Annotated in this window: 22 protein-coding genes; 19 read left to right on the top strand and 3 right to left on the bottom strand. The window is 35.7% G+C overall.

Annotation, left to right across the window (positions count from 1 at the left end; genetic code table 11):
• The first annotated feature begins 25 nt into the window (after positions 1-25).
• The 9 genes from RUH95_RS00880 to RUH95_RS00840 all read left to right on the top strand — a co-directional run bounded on the left by RUH95_RS00880 (position 26) and on the right by RUH95_RS00840 (position 5,980).
• Complete coding sequence (locus RUH95_RS00880) at positions 26-472, top strand: PTS mannitol transporter subunit IIA (RefSeq protein WP_313890929.1); 447 nt, start codon at positions 26-28, stop codon at positions 470-472.
• Positions 473-475: 3 nt separating this feature from the next.
• Positions 476-739 carry a PTS sugar transporter subunit IIB gene (locus tag RUH95_RS00875; protein WP_313890928.1) on the top strand — a complete coding sequence of 88 codons (264 nt, stop codon included), beginning with the start codon at positions 476-478 and terminating at the stop codon, positions 737-739.
• Positions 740-760: 21 nt separating this feature from the next.
• Positions 761-2,026, top strand: coding sequence for a PTS ascorbate transporter subunit IIC (locus tag RUH95_RS00870; RefSeq protein ID WP_313890927.1), 1,266 nt, complete (start codon positions 761-763; stop codon positions 2,024-2,026).
• Positions 2,027-2,112: 86 nt separating this feature from the next.
• The gene (locus RUH95_RS00865) at positions 2,113-2,943 is read left to right on the top strand and encodes a transketolase (RefSeq protein WP_313890926.1); all 831 of its coding nucleotides are present in this window, start codon (positions 2,113-2,115) and stop codon (positions 2,941-2,943) included.
• Positions 2,944-2,945: 2 nt separating this feature from the next.
• Positions 2,946-3,866: a transketolase family protein gene (locus tag RUH95_RS00860; protein WP_313890925.1), complete on the top strand. Its 921-nt coding sequence runs from the start codon at positions 2,946-2,948 to the stop codon at positions 3,864-3,866.
• A gap of 174 nt (positions 3,867-4,040) precedes the next feature.
• A complete protein-coding gene (locus RUH95_RS00855) occupies positions 4,041-4,244 on the top strand; it encodes a nucleic acid-binding protein (RefSeq protein WP_313890924.1) in 204 nt (67 codons plus the stop codon).
• Between the two features lie 67 nt (positions 4,245-4,311).
• Positions 4,312-4,650 carry a cupin domain-containing protein gene (locus RUH95_RS00850; protein ID WP_313890923.1) on the top strand — a complete coding sequence of 113 codons (339 nt, stop codon included), beginning with the start codon at positions 4,312-4,314 and terminating at the stop codon, positions 4,648-4,650.
• Between the two features lie 100 nt (positions 4,651-4,750).
• Complete coding sequence (locus RUH95_RS00845) at positions 4,751-5,302, top strand: GNAT family N-acetyltransferase (protein ID WP_313890922.1); 552 nt, start codon at positions 4,751-4,753, stop codon at positions 5,300-5,302.
• Between the two features lie 462 nt (positions 5,303-5,764).
• The gene (locus RUH95_RS00840) at positions 5,765-5,980 is read left to right on the top strand and encodes a hypothetical protein (RefSeq protein WP_313890921.1); all 216 of its coding nucleotides are present in this window, start codon (positions 5,765-5,767) and stop codon (positions 5,978-5,980) included.
• Between the two features lie 74 nt (positions 5,981-6,054).
• On the opposite strand, the gene RUH95_RS00835 is transcribed toward RUH95_RS00840, so the two are convergent.
• The gene (locus RUH95_RS00835) at positions 6,055-6,534 is read right to left on the bottom strand and encodes a GNAT family N-acetyltransferase (RefSeq protein ID WP_313890920.1); all 480 of its coding nucleotides are present in this window, start codon (positions 6,532-6,534) and stop codon (positions 6,055-6,057) included.
• Between the two features lie 166 nt (positions 6,535-6,700).
• Here RUH95_RS00835 and RUH95_RS00830 point away from each other — a divergent pair, with 166 nt between their 5' ends.
• The 8 genes from RUH95_RS00830 to RUH95_RS00795 all read left to right on the top strand — a co-directional run bounded on the left by RUH95_RS00830 (position 6,701) and on the right by RUH95_RS00795 (position 17,067).
• Positions 6,701-10,297, top strand: a complete 3,597-nt coding sequence (locus tag RUH95_RS00830) for a dynamin family protein (RefSeq protein ID WP_313890919.1) — start codon at positions 6,701-6,703, stop codon at positions 10,295-10,297.
• Positions 10,298-10,310: 13 nt separating this feature from the next.
• Positions 10,311-11,123, top strand: coding sequence for a sulfurtransferase (locus RUH95_RS00825; protein WP_313890918.1), 813 nt, complete (start codon positions 10,311-10,313; stop codon positions 11,121-11,123).
• Between the two features lie 22 nt (positions 11,124-11,145).
• Positions 11,146-12,375, top strand: coding sequence for a helix-turn-helix domain-containing protein (locus RUH95_RS00820; protein WP_313890917.1), 1,230 nt, complete (start codon positions 11,146-11,148; stop codon positions 12,373-12,375).
• 312 nt (positions 12,376-12,687) lie between these two features.
• Complete coding sequence (locus RUH95_RS00815; protein WP_313890916.1) at positions 12,688-12,825, top strand: hypothetical protein; 138 nt, start codon at positions 12,688-12,690, stop codon at positions 12,823-12,825.
• A 152-nt stretch (positions 12,826-12,977) separates the two neighbouring features.
• Positions 12,978-14,339 (top strand): ethanolamine ammonia-lyase subunit EutB, encoded by a 1,362-nt coding sequence (locus tag RUH95_RS00810; RefSeq protein WP_313891504.1) that lies wholly within the window; start codon positions 12,978-12,980, stop codon positions 14,337-14,339.
• A gap of 13 nt (positions 14,340-14,352) precedes the next feature.
• Positions 14,353-15,201, top strand: coding sequence for an ethanolamine ammonia-lyase subunit EutC (gene eutC / locus RUH95_RS00805; RefSeq protein WP_313890915.1), 849 nt, complete (start codon positions 14,353-14,355; stop codon positions 15,199-15,201).
• 104 nt (positions 15,202-15,305) lie between these two features.
• Positions 15,306-16,415, top strand: a complete 1,110-nt coding sequence (rlmN, locus tag RUH95_RS00800; protein WP_313890914.1) for a dual-specificity RNA methyltransferase RlmN — start codon at positions 15,306-15,308, stop codon at positions 16,413-16,415.
• A gap of 124 nt (positions 16,416-16,539) precedes the next feature.
• Positions 16,540-17,067, top strand: coding sequence for a hypothetical protein (locus RUH95_RS00795; RefSeq protein WP_313890913.1), 528 nt, complete (start codon positions 16,540-16,542; stop codon positions 17,065-17,067).
• Positions 17,068-17,717: 650 nt separating this feature from the next.
• Here the strand turns inward: RUH95_RS00795 and ytzI are convergent.
• Together ytzI and RUH95_RS00785 are read right to left on the bottom strand one after the other, a co-directional pair.
• On the bottom strand, positions 17,718-17,852 hold the full coding sequence (gene ytzI, locus RUH95_RS00790; protein ID WP_313890912.1) for a YtzI protein: 135 nt from the start codon (positions 17,850-17,852) through the stop codon (positions 17,718-17,720).
• A gap of 103 nt (positions 17,853-17,955) precedes the next feature.
• Positions 17,956-19,707 (bottom strand): GGDEF domain-containing protein, encoded by a 1,752-nt coding sequence (locus tag RUH95_RS00785; RefSeq protein ID WP_313890911.1) that lies wholly within the window; start codon positions 19,705-19,707, stop codon positions 17,956-17,958.
• Between the two features lie 178 nt (positions 19,708-19,885).
• Here RUH95_RS00785 and RUH95_RS00780 point away from each other — a divergent pair, with 178 nt between their 5' ends.
• Positions 19,886-20,299, top strand: a complete 414-nt coding sequence (locus RUH95_RS00780; protein ID WP_313890910.1) for a VOC family protein — start codon at positions 19,886-19,888, stop codon at positions 20,297-20,299.
• Between the two features lie 839 nt (positions 20,300-21,138).
• The gene (locus RUH95_RS00775) at positions 21,139-22,125 is read left to right on the top strand and encodes an ABC transporter substrate-binding protein (RefSeq protein WP_313890909.1); all 987 of its coding nucleotides are present in this window, start codon (positions 21,139-21,141) and stop codon (positions 22,123-22,125) included.

Here is a 22,125-nt window from a genome sequence, read left to right as displayed (position 1 = left end):
AATATATACAAAGGCGAGGGATAAAATGAAACAAAAAATAATAGAGGAAGATGCAATTCGGCTAAATGTCCTAGCAAAAGATTGGGAAGAAGCAGTCCGGTATTGTGGGGAAGTTCTAGTTGAAACAGGGATAGTAGAGATAACTTACATTGACGCGATTATAAAAGGTATTAAAAAGTTTGGACCATATATTTTAATAGCACCTGGTGTTGCATTGCCTCATGCACGCCCGGAAGATGGAGTTATTAAAGAAGGAATTTGTATTATTATCTTACAAGAGGAAGTTGCTTTTGAACCTGGGAAAGAGATCAAGGTATTAATAGGTCTAGCCGCTAGAGATAACGAATCGCATATTAAAATTTTGCAAAAGATTGCGGAGGTGATTTCGGAAGAAGAGTCGATGGAACAATTAAAAAATGCAAAAAGAAAAGAAGAGATTCTTCATTTATTTAATGAAAACAGAGGAGCATGAGCGTTGAAAATATTAACTGTATGTGGAATGGGTTTTGGGTCTAGTATGATGTTGAAAATGACTATAGAAAAAATTTTAAAGGAAAAAGGCATTAAAGCAGACGTGGAAACATCAGATTTTACTACGGCGTCTAGCACTCACGCGGACTTAATATTTACAAACGAAGAATTTGCAAAGCAACTTGAAGGTGGAAAGGTGAAAGTTGTGAGTGTTAAAAACATTGCTGATACGAATGAGGTCAGAACAGCGTTGGAGTCGGTATTATAGACATCAAGGAGGGATGAAAGTATGGCATTTTTTGAATTTTTAATGAATGAAATCTTAAGTATTCCTGCTGTGTTAGTTGGTTTGATTGTTCTTATCGGTCTTGTTGCACAACGTGCCGCAGCTACAAAAGTGATGTCTGGGACTTTAAAAAGTATTATTGGATTTCTTATTCTGGGTGCTGGTGCGGGGGTAATTGTAGGTTCTTTAGATTCCTTAGGAGGAATTATAGAAAAAGGTTTTAATATTCAAGGTGTGATCCCAAATAACGAAGCAATCGTTGCTATAGCACAAAAAATGTTCGGTACTGAGACAGCACTTATTATGGGATTTGGATTCGTTGCTAATATTTTATTTGCACGTTTTACTCCTTGGAAATACATCTTTTTGACGGGTCATCACACATTTTTTATGGCAGCCTTGCTTTCCGCAGTACTAGGAACAGCTGGACTGTCGGGAGCTTCTTTAGTTATTGTCGGCTCCCTGTTACTGGGCTTTTTAATGGTGGCAATGCCAGCATTAGGGCAACCATTTATGAAACAAGTTACAGGAAGTGAAGACATTGCAATTGGGCACTTCGGTACGATTGGTTATATATCTGCCGGGTTAATTGGTAAGTGGTTTGGAAATAAAGAAAAGTCTACAGAAGATATTAATATATCAGAGAAATGGGCATTTCTGAAAGATTCATTAATTTCTACTGCGCTCACTATGGTAGCTATTTTTATAATTGTTGCTGTGTTAGCGGGTTCTGGCGTAGTGTCTAATTTTTCTGGTGATCAAAACTACATTATGTTCAGTATTATGCAAGGTATTACGTTCGCAGCTGGTCTAAGTATTATCCTACTTGGTGTACGTATGATTCTCAATGAAATTGTACCAGCATTCAAAGGAATTGCAGATAAGATTGTACCTGGTGCGAAACCTGCCCTAGATATACCGATCGTTTTCCCATATGCACCTACTGCAGTGATGATTGGTTTCCTATTCAGTTTTGCCGGTGGACTTATTAGTATGGCATTTTTAGGTTTATTATCTCTACCGCTTATTATTCCTGGTCTTGTTCCTCATTTCTTTACAGGAGCAGGAGCTGGTGTATTTGGTAATGCAACAGGAGGTAGAGTAGGAGCTGCTGCCGGTGGTTTCGTAAATGGGGTATTGATTAGCTTTATACCTGCCTTTTTATTACCAGTGCTAGGTGATCTTGGTTTCGCTAATACAACATTTGGTGATACAGACTTTGGCGTAATTGGAATTATTATAGGTTTTATTGCAAGTCTATTTAGTTAAAAATATTTTGGTAGCCTTCTTTTTTGGTTAAGGAGAAGGCTACCCATTTTTAGGTTACATATTTAAAGCTGAAAGGTGACAATTAAATGATTACCGATTTAAAGCTAACTGCGAATGAACTGAGAAAGAAAATATTATTTACAGCTCATTATAATAAACAGGGACATGTAGGCGGTTCTTTATCTTGTGCGGATATATTAACAGCTCTCTTTTTTAATCAATTATCTATTGATCCATCCAATCCGAAGTGGGAGGATCGGGATCGATTCGTTTTATCAAAAGGTCATACAGCATTAGCACTTTATGCCACGCTTGCACTTAAAGGATATATCCCAGAAGAGGAACTTAAAACTTTTGATCAATATGGATCTCGCCTACAAGCGCATCCTGATATGACTCGATTAGATGCTTTGGATATGTCTACAGGATCGTTAGGTCAAGGATTATCGGCAGCTGTCGGCATAGCAATTGGTGCTAAGAGATTAAAAAAAGATTTTCATGTCTATTGTTTGATCGGTGATGGAGAATCGCAAGAAGGTCAGATTTGGGAAGCGGCAAACATAGCTGAAAAATACAATTTAGATAATCTGATTGTTCTATTAGATCAAAATGGTCTACAACAATATGGTTGGAAAAATGAAACGAATCGAAAGTCTCCAGAACTAAGAGGAAAAAAGAAGTTCGAAAGTTTTGGATTTGACACATGGGAAGTAGACGGACATTGTATGGCAGATATAGTAGGCGCGTTAACAGAAGCAAAGGGACAATTAAATGGACTTCCAAAAGCAATTGTCATGAATACCGTAAAAGGAAAAGGTGTGAGTTTCATGGAAAACAATTATCTATGGCATTCAAAGGCGCCAAATGATGAGGAGTACCAACAGGCTTTAATAGAAATGGAAGGGGCAATTAAATAAGTATGTCGATAAGTGTCAGAGATCGATTCGGAAAGCACTTGGCTAAACTGGCTTTGGAAGATTCAAAGGTTCTTGCCCTTGATGGGGATCTTGGAAACTCGACTCGTCTTGATGCAGTAGAAAAAGAAACCGAAGACTCTTTTTTACAAATGGGAATTGCTGAACAAAATATGGTTGGAGTTGCAGCAGGCCTGGCCTCCGTTGGATTTCAGCCGTGGGTGTGTAGTTTTGCTACTTTTCTAACAAAAAGAGCGTTTGATCAAATTGTAGTTAGTGTTGCCCAACCGAATTTCGATGTAAAGTTAGTCGGGAGCTATAGTGGATTGCTTACAAGCAACACAGGAAAAACGCATCATTCTTTAGATGATATAGCTATAATGACGACCATTCCTCATATGATCGTTATTGCACCTGGGGATGCCAATGAAACGGAAGCTGCCATGAATACGATGCATCAAACAAAAGGACCAATCTATTTAAGATTAACGCGGGATGAGACGATTCCTGCCTTTTTATTAGACTCGGAATTTGAAATTGGAAAGGGTAAAATGCTTGCGGAGGGTACGGACATTTTGATTGTAAGTACTGGAAGTATGACTTATCAAGTTGCGAAGGCAATTGAAAAAATGGATGGCATTTCTATTGCACATCAGCATTTTCCAACTATAAAGCCATTTGACAAAGAAATGTTATTAGAAGGTGCGAAACATGTGCAACTTGTAGTAACTGTGGAGGAACACTATATACGTGGTGGCTTAGGTAGTATTGTATCGGAAATACTATCCGAATACTTGCCAAAAAAAGTTCTTAGAATCGGTGTTTTAGATGCATATTCCGGTTGTGGGACAGATGTAGAGATATTAGAAGAAAACGGACTTTCAGTGGAAAGAATTGTAGAACAAATAATGAGGAAATGGGAATAAGTGAGAGGCACCAAGCACCCATACAATTTATTGAGAGGTCAACATATCTATTGTTGGCTTTTTTTGTCTTCGAACATTAGGTTCAACAAGATTTTGGCCATTGTGAAACCATAACTGTTGTTTACTCGTATTTATACAAACGGATTTTAAATACCAAAACTAGGTGGTTAAAAAATGAGAATGAAATGTAATCAATGCCAAAGTGAAATGATAGCAGATTGTAGAGTTAATGTTGAAGGCGCTAGGTACGGAATTAAAATAATAAAAAAGGGTAAAGGACTATTTAGTAATGTATCTGCAAAACCTAAAGCAGCAGTTTGTCCTAATTGTGGATATGTATCTTTTTACATTGATGAATATGAACAATTTAAACAATAACATAAGTGATCAGTGAAGGTAGCCCATGCAGTTTAGTAGTTAGAATCGTTAATGGAGAGTGATTGTATTGAAGATAAGTAAAAAGAACGCAGAACATTATATATGGGGAGATATTTGTGATGGGTGGCATTTAGTAAAAAATAAAGAGTTGAGTGTCATTCATGAACGTATGCCAATGAATACGACGGAAATAATGCATTTTCATAATCAAGCTCGCCAATTTTTCTTCGTTTTATCTGGTATGGCAACAATGGAAATTGAAGGTGAACTCATTACTTTAGGTCCGAATGAAGGGATAGAAGTACCTCCGCTTGTGCAACATCAAATGCGCAATGAATCTGATCAAGATACTGAATTTTTGGTAATATCTCAGCCAAATAGCAGGGGGGACAGGGTTTGTATATAAATTTGTTGTTGAACGAAATTGGGTTTTGGGTTAACGTTTTTTTATAGAAATGTGGGTTTTAATATTTAATTCTATTAAAACTAGAGAGGAGAGAAATTCAATGGTAAAAGAATTTCCTATAATTGAAACAAGAAGACTAATCTTAAGAGGAGTAGAACCAGAGGATGCTAGTGATATGTTAAAGTATCTATCTGATAAAGATGTTGTGAAACCTATGGGGCTAGTACCATTCGAGACAGTGGAAGACGTATGGGATGAAGTTAAATGGTATAAATCTATATACGATGAAGGTACAGGAATTAGATGGGGAATAACACTAAAAGATTCTGAAAAGGTGATTGGAAGTTGCGGTTTTCTTAATATGCTTACAAAGCATTATCGAGCTGAAATAGGATATGAACTAAGCAAAGATTACTGGGGAAAAGGAATTGCTAGTGAAGCATTGGAAGCAGTTGTTAAGTATGGTTATCATCATTTTCAGTTAGAGAGAATTGAGGCTTTAATTGAACCTGCCAATCTCCCATCGCAAAAACTTGTAGAAAGGCAAGGCTTTAAAAGAGAAGGCCTGCTGAGACATTATGAATTTACTTGTGGTAAATTTGATGATTTATATATGTACTCAATCATAAAAAAAGATTTTGATCTTATTTAAAAGAATAAAAAATCATATAAATTTATAGAATGAATTCCGATACAAGAGGACGTTGTCTTAGCCTCCTAGCTTCGCTACAGGTTCTTCGACGAACGATTATCCTGCTGGAGCATGAAATGAATTTATAGCAGATTTTAAAGTTAATGTGGAAAGTGTCAAATACGGAATTAAATTATTTAAAAAAGGTAAGGACTTTTAGTAATGTATCTGCAAAACATAAAGCAGTAGTTTGTCACAATTGTGGTAATCTTGTTTTTTTACATAGATGAATATGAACAATTTGGGGTGTAGATTTGATATTAATTTTGCACTTATGGATTGGTACAAATGACACCAGAATTAATTGTTAGAAAGTTTTTTGAAGTGGTATATTTTTATCGCAATAGTATCATTATAATATTTCATTAATTTAGCAGGATTTCCTCCTCGTTTGTAGAATTGAAACGATAGAGGAGGGATCAGATGAAGAAATGTTATGTTCAATTTTTGATGATCAATGGCGATAAAATAACAATAGAAGAAAAACATCCTGAAACGATTCCTGGCTATAAAGATTTATTGATTAGCGGGAAATTGGGTTTTGCTCCTTACGGAGAGAAGTTTATCAACTTGACGAATGTATTAACAGTTGAATTTTTCGAAGAGGAAGTATCTAAAGAAGTAGTGAGCATAATCTGAAACTTCTATCGTATTCATCGATTATTATGGGGAAATGTTAGAACGTAAACATAGGCGTTCTAACATTTTTTCGTTTAAATGATTGGTAATTTCATAATAACCTCTTCGCCAATCCTACCAATTATCCGTTCATTAGTATCTTGAAAACCAATTTTAATATACAGACTTCGTGCTGGAATGTTTTCGCCATCTACAACCAAAACAATTTCATCACATTTGGGAAACTCTGACTTTACAAACTTTTCAAGTTGTAACAACCCTTGTTTTGCATAGCCTTTTCCCTGCTCTGCGTGATTAATAGATAATGCTGTTAATAGGATTGCATTTGGATTTTGAGTATATTTTTGTACTCTCTCTGTTGAATGCAATAGAAAGAAACCGACTGGTTCATTCTCATTTAAAATAACAATTCGATACTGCCCTGGAGTTACTTCTTCAAATTTGTTTGGCAATGCAGAAAATTGTTTTTGTTCTTCAGAAAGTGTAAAAGAATTCAATGCATTAATATTTTCAGGTGAAAGATGCTTTAGTTCGACACGATTGACTTTTTCCATACGTGATCTCCTATCTTTTTTATTTATATTATCATTGGAACGTATGTTTGTCACTTGAAATATATGTTCCTTGAATTCCTTTATAGCAGTTGTAATAAAAAATTTTGCTTACTATAATAAGGAGACTAAAGGAATTCTGAATTAGCTAAGGGAGATTTTTTTTCAAATGATGAATACAACTAAACTTCAAACGATAAAAGAACAAAATGCGTTACTTGCTACATTATTTGACCAACATCAAGACGAGGAACGTTTAGCGAAGGCTAAATTATTTGCAGATAAACTCGAAAAAGGTACTTTTACCATTGCTTTTGCAGGGCATTTTTCAGCAGGGAAATCGAGTATGATCAATAGCCTAGTGGAAGAACAATTATTACCTACGAGCCCAATTCCAACTTCTGCAAATATTGTAACGGTTAAAAAAACCGAAGAAAATTATGCGCTGGTTCATTTTGTTGACCGTGCACCTGTAAAGTTTTCAGGAGAATATGATATTCAACTTGTGAAAAAGTATTCGAAAGATGGCAGCAAAGTATCCCAAATAGAAATAGGTCATGCTACTTCGAGTTTGCCGGAGGGCATTTCAGTGATGGATACTCCAGGTGTTGATTCGACAGATGATGCTCACCGTGTGTCAACAGAATCTGCTCTGCATCTTGCGGATATTGTGTTTTACGTAATGGACTATAATCATGTGCAATCCGAGCTTAATTTTCAATTTACAAAGCAATTGCTTCATTATAATGAAAATGTATATTTAATTGTCAATCAAGTGGATAAGCATCGGGAAGAAGAGCTTTCGTTTGAAGCATTCAAACAATCGGTTGCAGATGCATTTAGAGCATGGGCAGTTGAGCCAAAAGAAATATTTTTTACCTCATTAAAAGAACCGAATTTTATACATAATGATTTTCCAAAAGTACGCCAAATTGTATTACAGTCTATACAAAACAAGGAAGAATATTTGCTTACGTCTTCGGAAGCAACTTTGGAGAAGCTGGCAGACGAGCATAAAAACTTTTTAGAAGATGAAAAAGCAGGATGTTTAGAAACATTTGAAGACCAACTGACGGTGGAAGAATGGGAAAATAAAGAAGATATTAAAGAGCAGCTAGAGCTATCGGAGAAGTATACAGCGCTGCAAGATATTGGGGCGTGGAAAAAAGAATTTGAAGATCAACGTAAAGCAATTCTAGAAAATGCATCGATTATGCCTTATGAAATGAGAGATGCATTAAAATTGTTTGCAGAGAGTATGCAAAGCTCGTTTAAAGTTGGGTTTATCGGAAGTAAAAAGAAAACTGAAGATGAACGCTTAAGAAGAGTCGAAGATGCTAGACACTTATTAGAAAAAGTAATCTCTACAAATATTACGATACATGTAAAGCAGTTGATGAAAGGAATGTTAAAAGACGTTTCTCTTTTAACAGCTGAACGCACAACAGAAATTGACGAGCAGCAAATAATTATATCAGATTCACTTATTCGTGAGCCATTACATGATGGCGCGAGTACTACTGGTGATGCGATTCTTCATTATGCAAATAGAGTACGAGATGCAGTAAATCGTTTTTTCATTCGTGAAACGGATGGATGGAAAGAGCAAACGATTCAATTTATACAAGAAAATCCACTAGAAGAAACCGAACGTGTAGCGCAAAAAAATCAGTTATTAACAGAAAAAATATTAGCGATTCGAGCTTTGGAGGAAATAGATGCGAAGCTAGCTGAGTTTGACAAGACGACGAAAACACCTTCCCTTGATGTAAGAAAAGAAAGAGATCAGCTGATGCTAGTGTGGGAAAATGAACGAAATGATTTCCAAAATTCGATTACAGAATACGATGAAACGGAAATGGTGGAAGAAGAACAAGTAACGCAAGCAGAGACAGAAGAAGCTGTTATGTCTGACGAAGTCTTACTTTCATCAGATGCTGTACTAAATCGTGCAAACAAAATTGGTGAGTTGTTGAATGTGCTGCCAGCATTTAAAGAAGCTGCTAGTGTTATTAAACGAAAAGCATTACGCGTAGAAAATCAACAGTTTACGATTGCGCTTTTCGGGGCGTTTAGTGCTGGTAAATCAAGTTTTTCGAATGCTTTAATGGGTGCTAATGTGTTACCTGTTTCACCAAACCCAACAACTGCCACAATCAATAAAATACATCCAATTTCAGCGCAGCATCCGCATAATATGGCTGATGTTACATTAAAAAAGAAAGACCAATTATTAGCAGATGTTGCATTTGCTTATAGCCAATTAGGAATCGAAGTTCACTCACTGGAAGAAGCTTTCGATCAAGCACCAGGCGTTATGAAACAGTCTGTAGTAGAAGAAGTGCATAAATCTTTTATTACAGCATTTTATAAAGGATATCCTACTTTCCAAAATCGATTTGGAGAAGTATTGCGTGTAACTGGAGAAGAATTTGCTGAGTATGTAGCAGAGGAATCGAAAAGTTGTTTTGTTGATGTGATTGATTTTTATTATGATTGTGAACTAACGCGACTTGGTGTGACTCTTGTGGATACACCTGGAGCAGATTCGATTAATGCAAGACATACTGGTGTTGCATTTGATTATATTCGAAATGCAGATGCAGTTCTTTTTATAACGTATTTCAACCATGCGTTTGCGAAAGCTGATCGTGAGTTTTTAATACAACTTGGCCGAGTAAAAGATGCATTTGAGCTTGATAAGATGTTTTTCGTTGTGAATGCGATTGATTTGGCGGAAAATGACGAGGAAGCAACACTTGTGAAGCAATATGTCCAAGATGAGCTTCAACGTTTTGGTATTCGTTTCCCGAGAGTATACGGTGTTTCCAGTTTGCAAGGATTGAAAGAAAAAGTAGAAAATCGACAAGTACATGAGGGAATGGCTCAGTTTGAAGAAGCATTCCACCGATTTTTAGAAAAAGATTTAAAACAAATTGCTGTTACTTCATTAGATGAGGAAGCAACCCGTCAACAAACGAAATTATTTACATTAATCGAACAAACGGAAGCGAACTTAGCTCGTAAAGATGCACGAATTTTAGAATTACGTGGACAGGAGCAGGCGGTTCGAAAACGACTAGCTGTATCGAAATCTACGCTGATTGCAAAAGAAGCTAACCAAGAGCTTGAAACGCTTTTATACTACGTGTTGCAGCGAGTATATTATCGTTTTAATGAATTCTTTAAAGAAGCATATAACCCATCTTTATTTACAAATAAATCACCAAGTGCAGCTTTAGAATTTGCGTTAAAAGATATTTTGCAAATGCTTAGCTTTGACCTAGAGCAGGAGATGCGTGTAACGAATTTCCGTGTGTTGCAGTTTATCCAAAAACAAGTGATGCAAGTGGAAAAAGAAGAAGTACGTGCATTAAAGGACTTGAATACTAGTTTTACATTTACACCGCATGAAAACAGCAATCGAGATTTGCTCGAGTTTGTTGGTCCTTTTACGGAAGTTACTAAGTATGAAAATGTTAAATCCTATTTTAAAAATACGAAATCATTTTTCGAGAAAAATGAAAAAGAAAAATTGCGTGATGCATTATCTGAGCAAACAAAAGTGGATGCAGAAATCTATTTGAATAAAGAAAAAGCTAGATTAAGCAAATGGGTAGATCAGTATGCAGATGTGGAAGCAGAAGCCGTTCGATTATTAGGTTTAAATGAATCAATTGCACAAATTGATGCAGAACGTAAATTGCTTGAGCAAGAGGAAATGCTGTTGAAATGGAAAGAAATTTATAAACAAATTTCACTATAAAGGGGATACGGTTATGGGTGTCGTGTTTATTGATCAAAAAGATTTGCGGAAAAAAGATATACGCTTCATAGACGCACGTTTTGAACTGGGGAATTCAGAAACAGGTCGTCAAATGTATGATGCTGAGCATATTGAAGGGGCTATTTACTGGGATTTAGAACGTGATTTATCGGACATGACGAGCGATGAAGGTCGTCATCCGATGATTTCAAAAGAGAAAATGACAACGCTTGTTCAGCAAGCGGGACTAACGTTGGATGATACGATTGTTATTTATGATCAAGGTGCATCACCATTTGCTTTGCGTGCTTATTTTTTATTGGACTGGGCGGGCTTTACGGATATTCATGTACTTCGTGAAGGATACAGCGAGCTGAGAAATTTACTTCCAGTATCCGAGATTGCACCATCAATTTCAGCGACAGATACGATTCCTGCTTGGAATGATTCTATTTATGTTGATATGGCGGGTGTTCGACAAATTATTTCTGGCGGGCAAGTTGGACAGCTAGTCGATGCTCGTTCTAATATACGTTTTCGTGGGGAAAGTGAGCCACTTGATAAAATAGCTGGTCATATTCCAACTGCCGTGAACTTTGATTGGGAGCAGTTAAAAGCAGATGGTAAGTTTCTAATTCAGGATGCATTGAAGGAGAAGCTTCAGCTTGTATCAGATCCAACCAAACCTGTTATTGCATATTGCGGTAGTGGTGTGACGGCTGCCCCATTATATGCGAGTCTAAAAGAAGCAGGCTATGAAAATGTGAAATTGTATGTTGGTAGTTATAGTGACTGGATTCGTGAAAATGGCATAGAAACTAATTAATGGGGAGCTGATATTTTTGATTGTGGGGAAAATATTATATTATCATCGCAAAAAGAAAAAATTGACCCAAGAACAAGTGTGCAAAGATATTTGCTCTATCACACATTACAGCAAAATCGAAAATAATAGCAAAGAAGTAAGCAATGAAACACTTCAGTTGCTATCAGAGCGTTTAGGTATTTCCATTTCAAATGAAAAAGAGGAAATTGCTTCGATTAGCAATAGCTTGAAAACCTTTTATGATTCTATCGTGAATTATAATAAAGAACAAATGGCTAATATGTATGAGAAATTATCGGAAAAACATGAATATATCATTTGCACACCTTTAGTTTATGAATATTATTTACTTATTTTTAGGTATCATTTGTCCAATTATCAAGTAACAGAAGCATATGAACTAATGGAGTGGCTTCAACAACAACAAACGAAATTTTCACAATATGAGCGCTTTTTAATGACATATTTTTCAGGAATCCTGTGGATGATTAAACAAGAAAATTGGAAAGCCCTTAAAATGTTCAATGAAATAGAACCTTTTGCAGTTGAATATGAACATAGAGTTTATGAGTATTACTACCATAAGGCGCTTGTTCATAGTTCACTCGGTCAAGCAACAATGGCTACTTATTATAGTGAAAAATCAATTTCGTTTTTTAGTAAAAATAATAATTTCATTAGAAACTTGGAAACGAAGATCATTCAAGCGATTAACTTTACTAGAATTGCTGATTATAAAAAAGCAGAAGAGCTTTTTATGAATATTCAAACGCAAGCAGAATATTTTAACCAACAAGATATAGCTGCACGAAATTTTCATAACTTTGGCTATTTATATTACTGTCAAGAGAAATATGAGGATGCAATTGCCCAATATAATAAAAGTCTTTCTTTGAAGCAAAAGGGAACTGATATATACATTAGTACATTGTTATCTATTATTGAAATTTATAATATATTAAAAGATTCGCAAAAAGCTTTAGAATTAGTAGAAGAAGCATTAGAATATTTACCAACTTATTCAGCACCAAATAGATCGCGTTTAGAGCTATCGTATGTAGAATTAACAGTTTCAGAGTCGTCGTTTATTTCTTATTTAGAAAATATTTCGATGCCATCTTTTCAAAAGCTAAGGGAAAATGAAAAAGTGAAGCGTTGCGCTTATCAAGTAGCTACATTTTATGAATCCAATGGAAACTTTGAGAAGTCGAGTAAATATTTTAAGCTTGCACTACTACATGATAAAGAATAATTAGAAGAAAATAAGCGCATTTGCAAACTTTTGCAAATGCGTTTTCTATGTGCAGAATTTTCCCAATGTTTAATTTGTTGTTTGGAAAAGTGATAAATTACAAATACTTTTCTGAATATTTTTATGAATTTGAGTTAAAAATAGATCATTTTACATAAATAACTATAATTTATCCGTTAAATGAATATTTTAGGTGTTTTGGATTTTGAAATAATATAAAATTTCCCAATACAAGTGATTCTATTTATACACTATAGTTTAGTTAGAAGTAGTTCCTTATATACTTTTAACTAAACAAATGGAGGTATAAACATGAAAAAGTGGGCTTTAAAATTTGTAATTGTAGGCTATGTATTAATAGCAGGTGTTTTTGTTGCTTTACCTCATTCTACACTACAGGCAGATGTTATCTCTCCATATATGAATGAGCCTCAACACCCAAGAATCTAAAAAGTTGAAATGTCAGATAATTATTTCTTTCTATTCTTTTGTTTGCTATAATAAAAGAATAAATAAATAATTGGCAAAGACGCCTGAATTTCCTGTAAGCAATTATGGGATATTCGGGCGTTTTTTTATTTAAACAGAGAGTAGGGGAAATGATGAAATTATCTTGTGTTGTAAGAGGACAACATTATCAATTTACAAGTGTGAAAGATGTATTGGCAAAAGCGAGTGAACAGAAATCTGGGGATATTATGTCAAAGGTGGCTGCTACTTCGTCTTTAGAAAGAATGGCGGCGAAAGTTGTACTAAGCGAGCTTACTTTAAAAGATATTTATGAAAATCCAGTTATTCCATATGAAATAGATGATGTGACGAAAATTATTTATGATGATATGAGTCAATCTATTTATAAAAGTATTAGTAGCTGGACAGTTGGAGAACTTCGAAATTACATACTAAGCTTTACAACTGGCGAGGATCAGCTAAAACAATTAAGTAGAGGTTTAACGAGTGAAATGATTTCTGGGGTTGCTAAGCTAATGTCGAGCATCGATCTTGTCATGGCATCGCAGAAAATGAAATACCAAGCTCACTGTAATACGACAATTGGAGAGCCGGGAAGACTTGCCTTTCGGTGTCAGCCAAACCACCCGAATGATCATTCAGAAGGTATTTTATATTCAATTAAAGAAGGATTGTCGTACGGTTCTGGTGACGCAGTAATAGGGATTAACCCAAATATAGATACAGTAGATTCAGTGAAGCGATTATTAACGTTGTCACATGAATTTATGGAGAAATGGAAAATTCCTACGCAAAACTGTGTACTTGCACATATTACTACGCAAATGGAAGCAGTAGAAAAAGGAGCACCAATGGCATTAATGTTCCAAAGCTTGGCTGGAACGCAAAAAGGGAATGACGCATTCGGCGTTTCCAAAAAGATATTAGATGAAGGGTATGAATTGATGCAGCGCTATGGCACATCGGCTGGTCCAAATTTCATGTATTTCGAAACAGGTCAAGGTTCGGAAGTATCACTAGAAGCAGATCATGGTGTAGACATGCAGACGCTAGAGTCTCGCACCTACGGATTTGCACGTCGCTGGAAGCCATTTATGGTGAATAATGTGTCAGGGTTTATTGGACCTGAAACGCTTTATGATGGCAGGCAATTAATACGTGCGGATTTGGAAGATTTATTTATGGGGAAAATGCACGGTTTACCGATGGGGATTGCTCCTACTTATACGAATCATATGGAAGCAGATCAAAATGATCAAGAAATCGGTGGCATGTTAACGGCATTAGCGGGAGCAAACTTTTATATGGGAGTTCCAGCAGGAGATGACGTAATGCTGAATTATCAAGATACTAGTTTTCATGATGATGCAAGTTTACGAGAGATGTTTGGGCTCCGACCTCTGAAGGAATTTGAAAAATGGTTGGAAAAAATGGGGATTATGGAAAATGGACGTTTAACAGAACGAGCAGGAGATTTATCAATCTTTGACTGAGAGTGGGCTGAAAATGAAGATGAATGTGGAAGCAATTGTTGAACAAGTGTTGAAAGAATTAAAGCAAGTAGATACAACGAAAACTACTCCCGAAGATACAATATATTTTCCAGAAGAAAAAGAAATGGGTATTACAAATGCGTTTAATCAAGCATCTATTGATCGCGCACAGCAAGTTACACCTGCTCGAATTGGGATAGGTCGAGCGGGAACTAGAATGCGAACGACAAGTTATTTACAATTCCGAATTGCTCATGCAGCAGCACAGGATGCTGTATTAAAAGATGTTGATGAAGAATTTATTAAACAGCATCAATTGCCTATTTTAACGACAAAAGCTGAAGATATGAAAACGTATTTAATGGACTTAGAAGCAGGGAGAAACTTGTCGGAGTCTTCCATTGAGTGGTTAAGGCAAAATGGGGAGAAAAAGAAGAATGTACAAATACTTATTTGTGATGGATTAAGTTCATCTGCGATTGCGGCAAATATGGCGGATTTATTGCCAGCACTTACACAAGGGCTTGAGCTCAAAAATATTTCGGTTGCTAAACCGTTATTTGTGAAAAGATCTCGTGTATGGGTGCAAGATCAAATTGCGAAAGAATTAGATTGTGATTTAATCATTTCGCTTATTGGCGAACGCCCAGGTTTAAATACGGATGAAAGCTTAAGTGCTTATATTATTTACAGACCTAATGAGCAAACGGTAGAAGCGGATCGATCGGTTATTTCAAACATTCATAAAGGTGGACTAGTGCCGGTAGAAGCAGGTGCACATTTATCAGGGATAATAGAAGAAATGCTGCAATTAAAATGTACAGGTGTTCAATTTACACAGCGACATAAGACGAAAAAATGATTCTTAATAAACAAAATAATATCTTTTATATCGCTCTTTCTGTATAATAAATTGTTGAATGTATACAATAGGCAATTTGTATATGGATGAAATGAGGGATAAACTTGAAACGATCAATTTATGGTCTTACAAAAGATCAATTAATAGAATGGCTACTAGAAAGAGGCCAAAAGAAATTCCGAGCAGAGCAAGTTTGGGATTGGTTATATGTGAAAAGAGTACAGAGCTTTGAAGAGATGAACAACGTAAACAAAGACTGCCTTGCTATTTTAGAGGAGCACTTTGTTATTCAAACTTTAAAAGAATCTGTTATGCAAGAATCAGCCGATGGAACGATTAAATTTCTATTTGAAATGCAAGATGGAAATCTAATTGAAACAGTATTAATGCGCTTTAAATACGGTTTATCTGTATGTGTAACGACGCAAGTTGGTTGTAATATTGGATGTAGTTTCTGCGCAAGTGGACTTCTGAAGAAAAGTCGCGACTTAGATTCAGGGGAAATTGTTGGGCAAATTATGAAAGTGCAAGAGCACTTAGATAAGATGAACAAAGACGAGCGAGTAAGTCATATCGTAGTAATGGGTATCGGTGAACCATTTGATAACTATACGAACTTGATGAGCTTCCTACGTGTCGTGAACGATCAAAAAGGATTAGCGATTGGGGCAAGACATATTACTGTTTCTACAAGTGGACTTGCTAAAAAGATTATTGATTTCGCTAATGAAAATATTCAAGTAAATCTTGCTGTTTCATTGCATGCGCCAAATGATGAATTGCGTACTAAAATTATGGTGATCAATAAAGCATTCCCGATTGAACAAGTGATGGACGCAATTGATTATTATTTAGAGAAAACAAATCGTCGTATTACATTTGAGTATATTTTATTGAAAGATGTAAATGACCATGTGGCAGAAGCACAACAATTAGCGCAACTACTTGCGAATAAACGTCATTTGTCTTATGTGAATTTAATTCCTTACAATCCAGTAGATGAGCACGGGCAATATCAACGTAGTTCTGAAGAGTCTATTGCTTTGTTCTTCCAAACATTGAAGAACAAAGGCATTAATTGTGGTGTGCGTATGGAACAAGGAACAGATATTGACGCTGCATGTGGACAATTACGAAGTAAACAAATTAAAAAAGAAAAATTATCAAGAAAAGAAAGACTAGAAGCTGCAAAAGCAACTGCAACTGCAGAATAATAAAAAACGCTTCGGTGATAAGACTGTAGATAAACTCAAAAATTTGAGTTTGTTTACAGTCCTTTTTTGTAATCAATATATTCTAATTGTAGTAATATTAAGATATGAAGAAGGGGGCGTTGAATTGATCCAGTTTTTTAATATAGGCATCTGGTTATTCATGTTTTTAGTACCTTTTTTGTTTGTGTTTATAATCTATGCTTTGTTTAAAAATAGGAAAAGAAAGCATATACAAAGTGCCATATTTGTATTAATCATTCTGCTCATTGCCCTAGGTTCTTTTTATAGGCAAACTCATATAACAATCGATGACTCCAAACAGTTTTATGTGGAAATTGGGAATAATGGAGTTTATACGGAAATTTTAGATCCGGCTGCATTAAAAGAATTTCAGCAGTTAGTGGAGAAGCAAACATTTGTGAGAAGTACGTTAAAAACGGTAGAAGGCGTTCCTCCATATCCAGCAAATCAAGGGATGAATATCCGTGTATGGGGTGCAGAAACTCATTTCAATTATCTTATTTTTATTCGAATACACGAAACCGGGCATTCCTATCTCGAACTAGATAGCCAGTATTATAATATTAAGGACAATGAACAATTTGTTCAATCAATCGTTGCGTTTGTTGACCGTGTATCGCAGAATAAATAAGAAAAAACGAGCATTTACTGAGCGACGCAGTTTCCGGCTCACTCTAGGCTTCACATTGGGCTATACGATGAACGATAAAATTTAAAAAGCTTGTTGTAAGTGGCTGTGCCACTTACAACAAGCTTTTTCTTCGGTCATCGTATGGCAAATGTTCGCCTTCCGCTCGCCAGAAACTTCCGTGTCAAGTGATTAAATACTTTTGGCAATAGGAGAAATAAGTCGGTTCTATCTACTTTGCAGGCCGCCAAAGATACAATTTTGGCGGCACTTTGTAGGTTTTTACAAGCGACACTTCTACATTTGAACATAAAGTGGAGAAAGTAGATGACAAATTTACTTCGTATGAAAACTGTCGGTCTATTTCTAACTAGAAGTGTTGATGATTTTTTCTCTTCCACTTACATGAAAGAGTTTAAGTAGAAAGAACATGAATAAACTCCCATGAGCAGGATAGATGTAGTGAAAAGCGGCGACTCGGGAGGGAGTAGCGGAGGTTTTTTGCGACAAGTAACCGCAGGAGCACCGAGCTGAAGACCCAGGACTGAACAACGCGAGGGAAGTAGCTGAAGCCGTGCCCACCGAACGCGTCCGTTTGTAATGAAATCCACTCTATAGGTACCGTAAACCCTGCGGTCATGCTACATTTTTATCTACTTATTTTTTTCCTGTTGGGTTGGTCGCTCATCAATTGTGTGCTTAAAAGCATATCCTTTTTTTATCGTAAAAACGGACAGTCCGAATATTAATATGAAAAACAATAAGCCAAAAATCATGACACCAAACACTGTAAAAGCCTCCTCCAACATATTTTCTACTATCATCATAGCATATAAATGCAGTAAGACATTGACGAAATCATGAACTCCATAAGAATGAGATTGCCCAAATTTACATAGAAGAAAGGATATAATTACTTCCTTGAAATTGTTTACATTGTTTTTTTAGATGACTTGCTTTCTCGGATAGTTCAAAAATGGATTGATTATTTTTATTTGTAACTCCAGCAATAGACACTGTAAGTAAGGAGAAATGCTCTTCTATACCATGTCGGTTTTTAGAAACGATGCTTCCTTTTAAGAAATCATGTGCATGATAGAAATGTTCAACGATCGAAGTAAAAGCAAAAATAATTTTTTCACAGCAGTCACGACTTTTGGAAGCATCAACAATCATAATAAAATCATCTCCGCCGATATGTCCTACAAATCCATCGTCTGGTAGATTATCTTCTAAAATTGTTGCAAGCTTCATAATTACTTTGTCTCCTTTTTCAAAGCCATACACATCATTATATGGTTTGAAATTATCAATATCGAAATAAAGCACTGTAAAATCAGCAGAAGAATCTATACATTTTTGAAGCTGTTGTTCAATCATAATATTACCTGGAAGCTCTGACAACGGATTTAAATGTTTGGCATAATCGATTTCTAGTTGCATGCTTTTTTCAAGTAAATCTTTAACAGTTACTACCCCAAAATAATGATCATCTTTTGTGATAGTTATAAAATCATACAGATGAATAGGATCACGTTTCATCGCAATTTTAGCCACTACATCAATTGGAGTAGAGGAATCGACTTTTAAATAGTTTCTACTCATTATTGCGGAAACAGGCTTTTTATTATACAAGCTATAGCCATAAGGTCCGCTAAATTTTAGATGAAGATTATTCCTCGTAATAACCCCGATTAACTTTTTCCCGTCTGTAATACAAAATCCAGGTAGTAAATCGTTCGACTCCATAAGTGCGCTAACCTTTGAAATAGGCATATCTTTTGCTAAAGTGCGCAAAGGAGTAGCAATTTGTTCAATGGATGTATCCGTTAAACGATTTGTGCTAACTAAATTTCTCTTTTTACTTTCTAATTGTATAAAAGATAATAGTTCAGCTCGAATCGGTAATAAGTAAGGATGCGGCTTTTGAATGAAGTAACCTTGAGCAAATTGAACCCCTAAGCCCATAATGGTCGTAAGTTCTTCTTTTGTTTCAATACCTTCTGCAATTATATGTATTTGAGAGTAATTAGCAAATTCGCTTAAACTTTTTACAAGAAGTTGTTTCGTTCGATCTTTATCTATGTCGCGGATAAGTTTCATATCTAGTTTAATAAAATGAGGACGAACATCGGTTATAACGTTCAAGCCAGAATGCCCGGCTCCCACATCGTCAATGGCGATTTGATAGTATTGTTTTTTATAATGATCCACTGTATGAATAAAGTCTTTTAAATTATTAATAGCTTCTCTTTCTGTGATTTCAAAAACGATAGAGTCAGTGTCCATTTGGAATCTACCCAAATATTCTTTCGTAAATCCTTGTTTAAACTTAGGATCGTTCATAATATTTGGATTCACATTAAGAAAAAGCTTTCCTTCTGCTTTTAAATGAAAAGCGGATTCTAATGCAGTCGCCCGACATAAATTCTCAAGCTCCCAAAGCTGTCCATTAGCCATTGCATAATTGAACAATTCTTCTGGGTTTTGTAAAGAAGTATTTATAGGACCCCGACTTAATGCTTCGTATCCATACACTTGCCCGTTATGAAGGGAAATGATAGGTTGAAATACAGTTTGTATTGCTTTTTCTTCTAATATATATGAGAATAAATCTTCATATTCATTGCCCATGATTGCCATTCTGTAAATCCCCCTAAAAAGAACATATTAAGCTAATCTAAAGTATAAATTAAAAATGTCTAGCTAATGTAAATCCTTTGTTAAGATTTTATTGCTGCAGATAAGTATATGAATAGTAAAATAGAGCAGTGGACAGACTATAGATGATAATGGTAAATTAACTGTGAGGTGATGAGTGATGGTAGTTAAAGCGGAAAATATTTTTGTGAATTTACCAGTAAAAGATGTGAAGAAATCAGTTCAATTTTTTCAAGCAATCGGCTTTAATTTCAATGAACAGTTTTCGGATGAGCAAACGGCATGCCTTGTTTTGGGTGAGAATTTATTTGCAATGATTATGATGGAAGAAAGATTTAAAGGGTTCACTAAAAAAGAAATTCCAAATACGGAAACAAGCGCACAAGCTATTGTGGCCATTGGTGTTAACTCGAAAGAAATGGTTGATGATATTGTGGATAAGGCAATGGTGAATGGGGCTTTTGTTTATAACGAAACGCAAGATTTAGGGTTTATGTATGGTAGAAGCTTTCAAGACTTAGATAAACACTTATGGGAAGTAGTTTATATGGATCCAAGTAATATTGAACAATAATAAAATACAAGGACATTACATCTGATATTTAGGTGTAATGTCCTTTTTAAAAAGAAAGTACATAAAAATGTAGCATGAACATAGGATTTACGGTACATATAGAGGGGAGAGTGGATTTCGTTGCAAGCGGACGCGTACCACGGGCACGGCCTCAATCTCCTCGTCGCAAAAAAACATTCGCTGCTCCCGTTGGTGTCGCCGCTTTTCACTACATCCATCCTGCTTATGGGAGTGTATTCATGTTCTTTCTACTTAAGCTCTTTCATTTAAGAAGAGAAAAAAGTTCCTCAACACTTTTAGTTAAAAATAGACCGACAATTTTCGAATAAAGTAAATTAGTCATCTACTTCTCCACTGTATGTTCAAATGTAGAAGTGTCACTTTCTAAAAACCTATAAAGAGCCGCCAAAATTGAATCTTTGGCGGCCTGCAAAGTAGATAGAACTGACTTGCTTCTCCTATTGCCAAAAGTATTTAACTAATTGGCACAGAAGCTTCTGGCGAGCGGAAGGCGAACATTCGCCATACTATGACCGAAGAAAAAGCTTGTTGTAAGTGGCTGTGCCACTTACAACAAGCTTTAAAAATTTTACCGTTCATCGTATAGCCCTATGTGAAGTCTGAAGCGAGCCAGAAACTGGGTCGCTACGATGTTTTATTTATGATATGTAATATACCCTGATTTTTTAGTATATTTTCACAGTAAATAGCATTTAAGTTATCGGAACATTTATAATCTTGTTGACTATCAATCAATTGCAGTGTAATATATTATAAATTGTTACTTTAGCGAGTTGAATCGCTGATGTGTATGGTTAAACTAGGGGGGCTTGATTAAGATGAAAAAAAGCTTTAAAAAACTTGCGTGTATTAGTTTCGCTGCAGTGTTATTATTAGCTGCTTGTGGAGAAGGAGAAAGTTCTTCGTCGCAATCAAATGAAGAAACGAAGAAAGTCAAAATAGGGGTTACGCAAATTGTGGAGCATCCGTCATTAAATGCTGCATTTGATGGCTTTAAAAAAGCAATTGAAGACGCAGGTATTGAAGCGGAATATCAAGTAGAAAATGCACAAAATGATAATAGTGCGAATACGACCATTGCAAATAACTTAGTTAACTCTGGAGCAGACTTAATATTTGCAAACTCGACACCAAGTGCTCAAGCTGTTGCTAGTATAACGAAAGATATTCCAATTATTTTTACATCTGTAACAGATGCTGTAAGTGCTGAATTAGTACAATCGATGGAAAAACCAGGTGCGAATGTAACTGGAACAGTAGATGCTCAACCAGATGCAATTCCAAGTACAATTAAGTTCCTTAAAGAAGAGTTAGGTGCTAAAAATGTCGGAATGGTATTCAATGCAGGAGAACAAAATTCACGTGCACAAGTAGATGCAGTAAAAGAACAAATGAACGCTGTTGGCTTGAATGTAGTGGAAGCATCTGTTTCTACTTCAGCAGAAGTAAAACAAGCTACTGAATCTTTAATCGGTAAAGTAGATTCATTGTACATTATTACAGACAACACAGTTGTTTCTGCTCTTGAGTCTGTTATTTCTGTAGCAAATGACAACAAGTTACCATTAATGGTTGGGGAATTTGACTCTGTGAAACGAGGCGGACTAGGGGCATATGGCTTTGAGTATTTCGATATCGGTTATGAAGCAGGGCAAATGGCAGCAAAAATCTTAAAAGGTGAAAGCACGCCAGCAGAACTTCCTGTACAATACCCACAAAACTTAAGATTTGTATTAAATAAAGAAACTGTTGATGCGCTTGGCATTAAAGTAAAAGATGAGTGGAAATCAGAATTTGTTGAATAG

Source organism: Psychrobacillus sp. (assembly GCF_032154225.1).
Taxonomy (GTDB): Bacteria; Bacillota; Bacilli; order Bacillales_A; family Planococcaceae; genus Psychrobacillus.
This window is presented reverse-complemented; position numbering and strand designations above follow the sequence as displayed.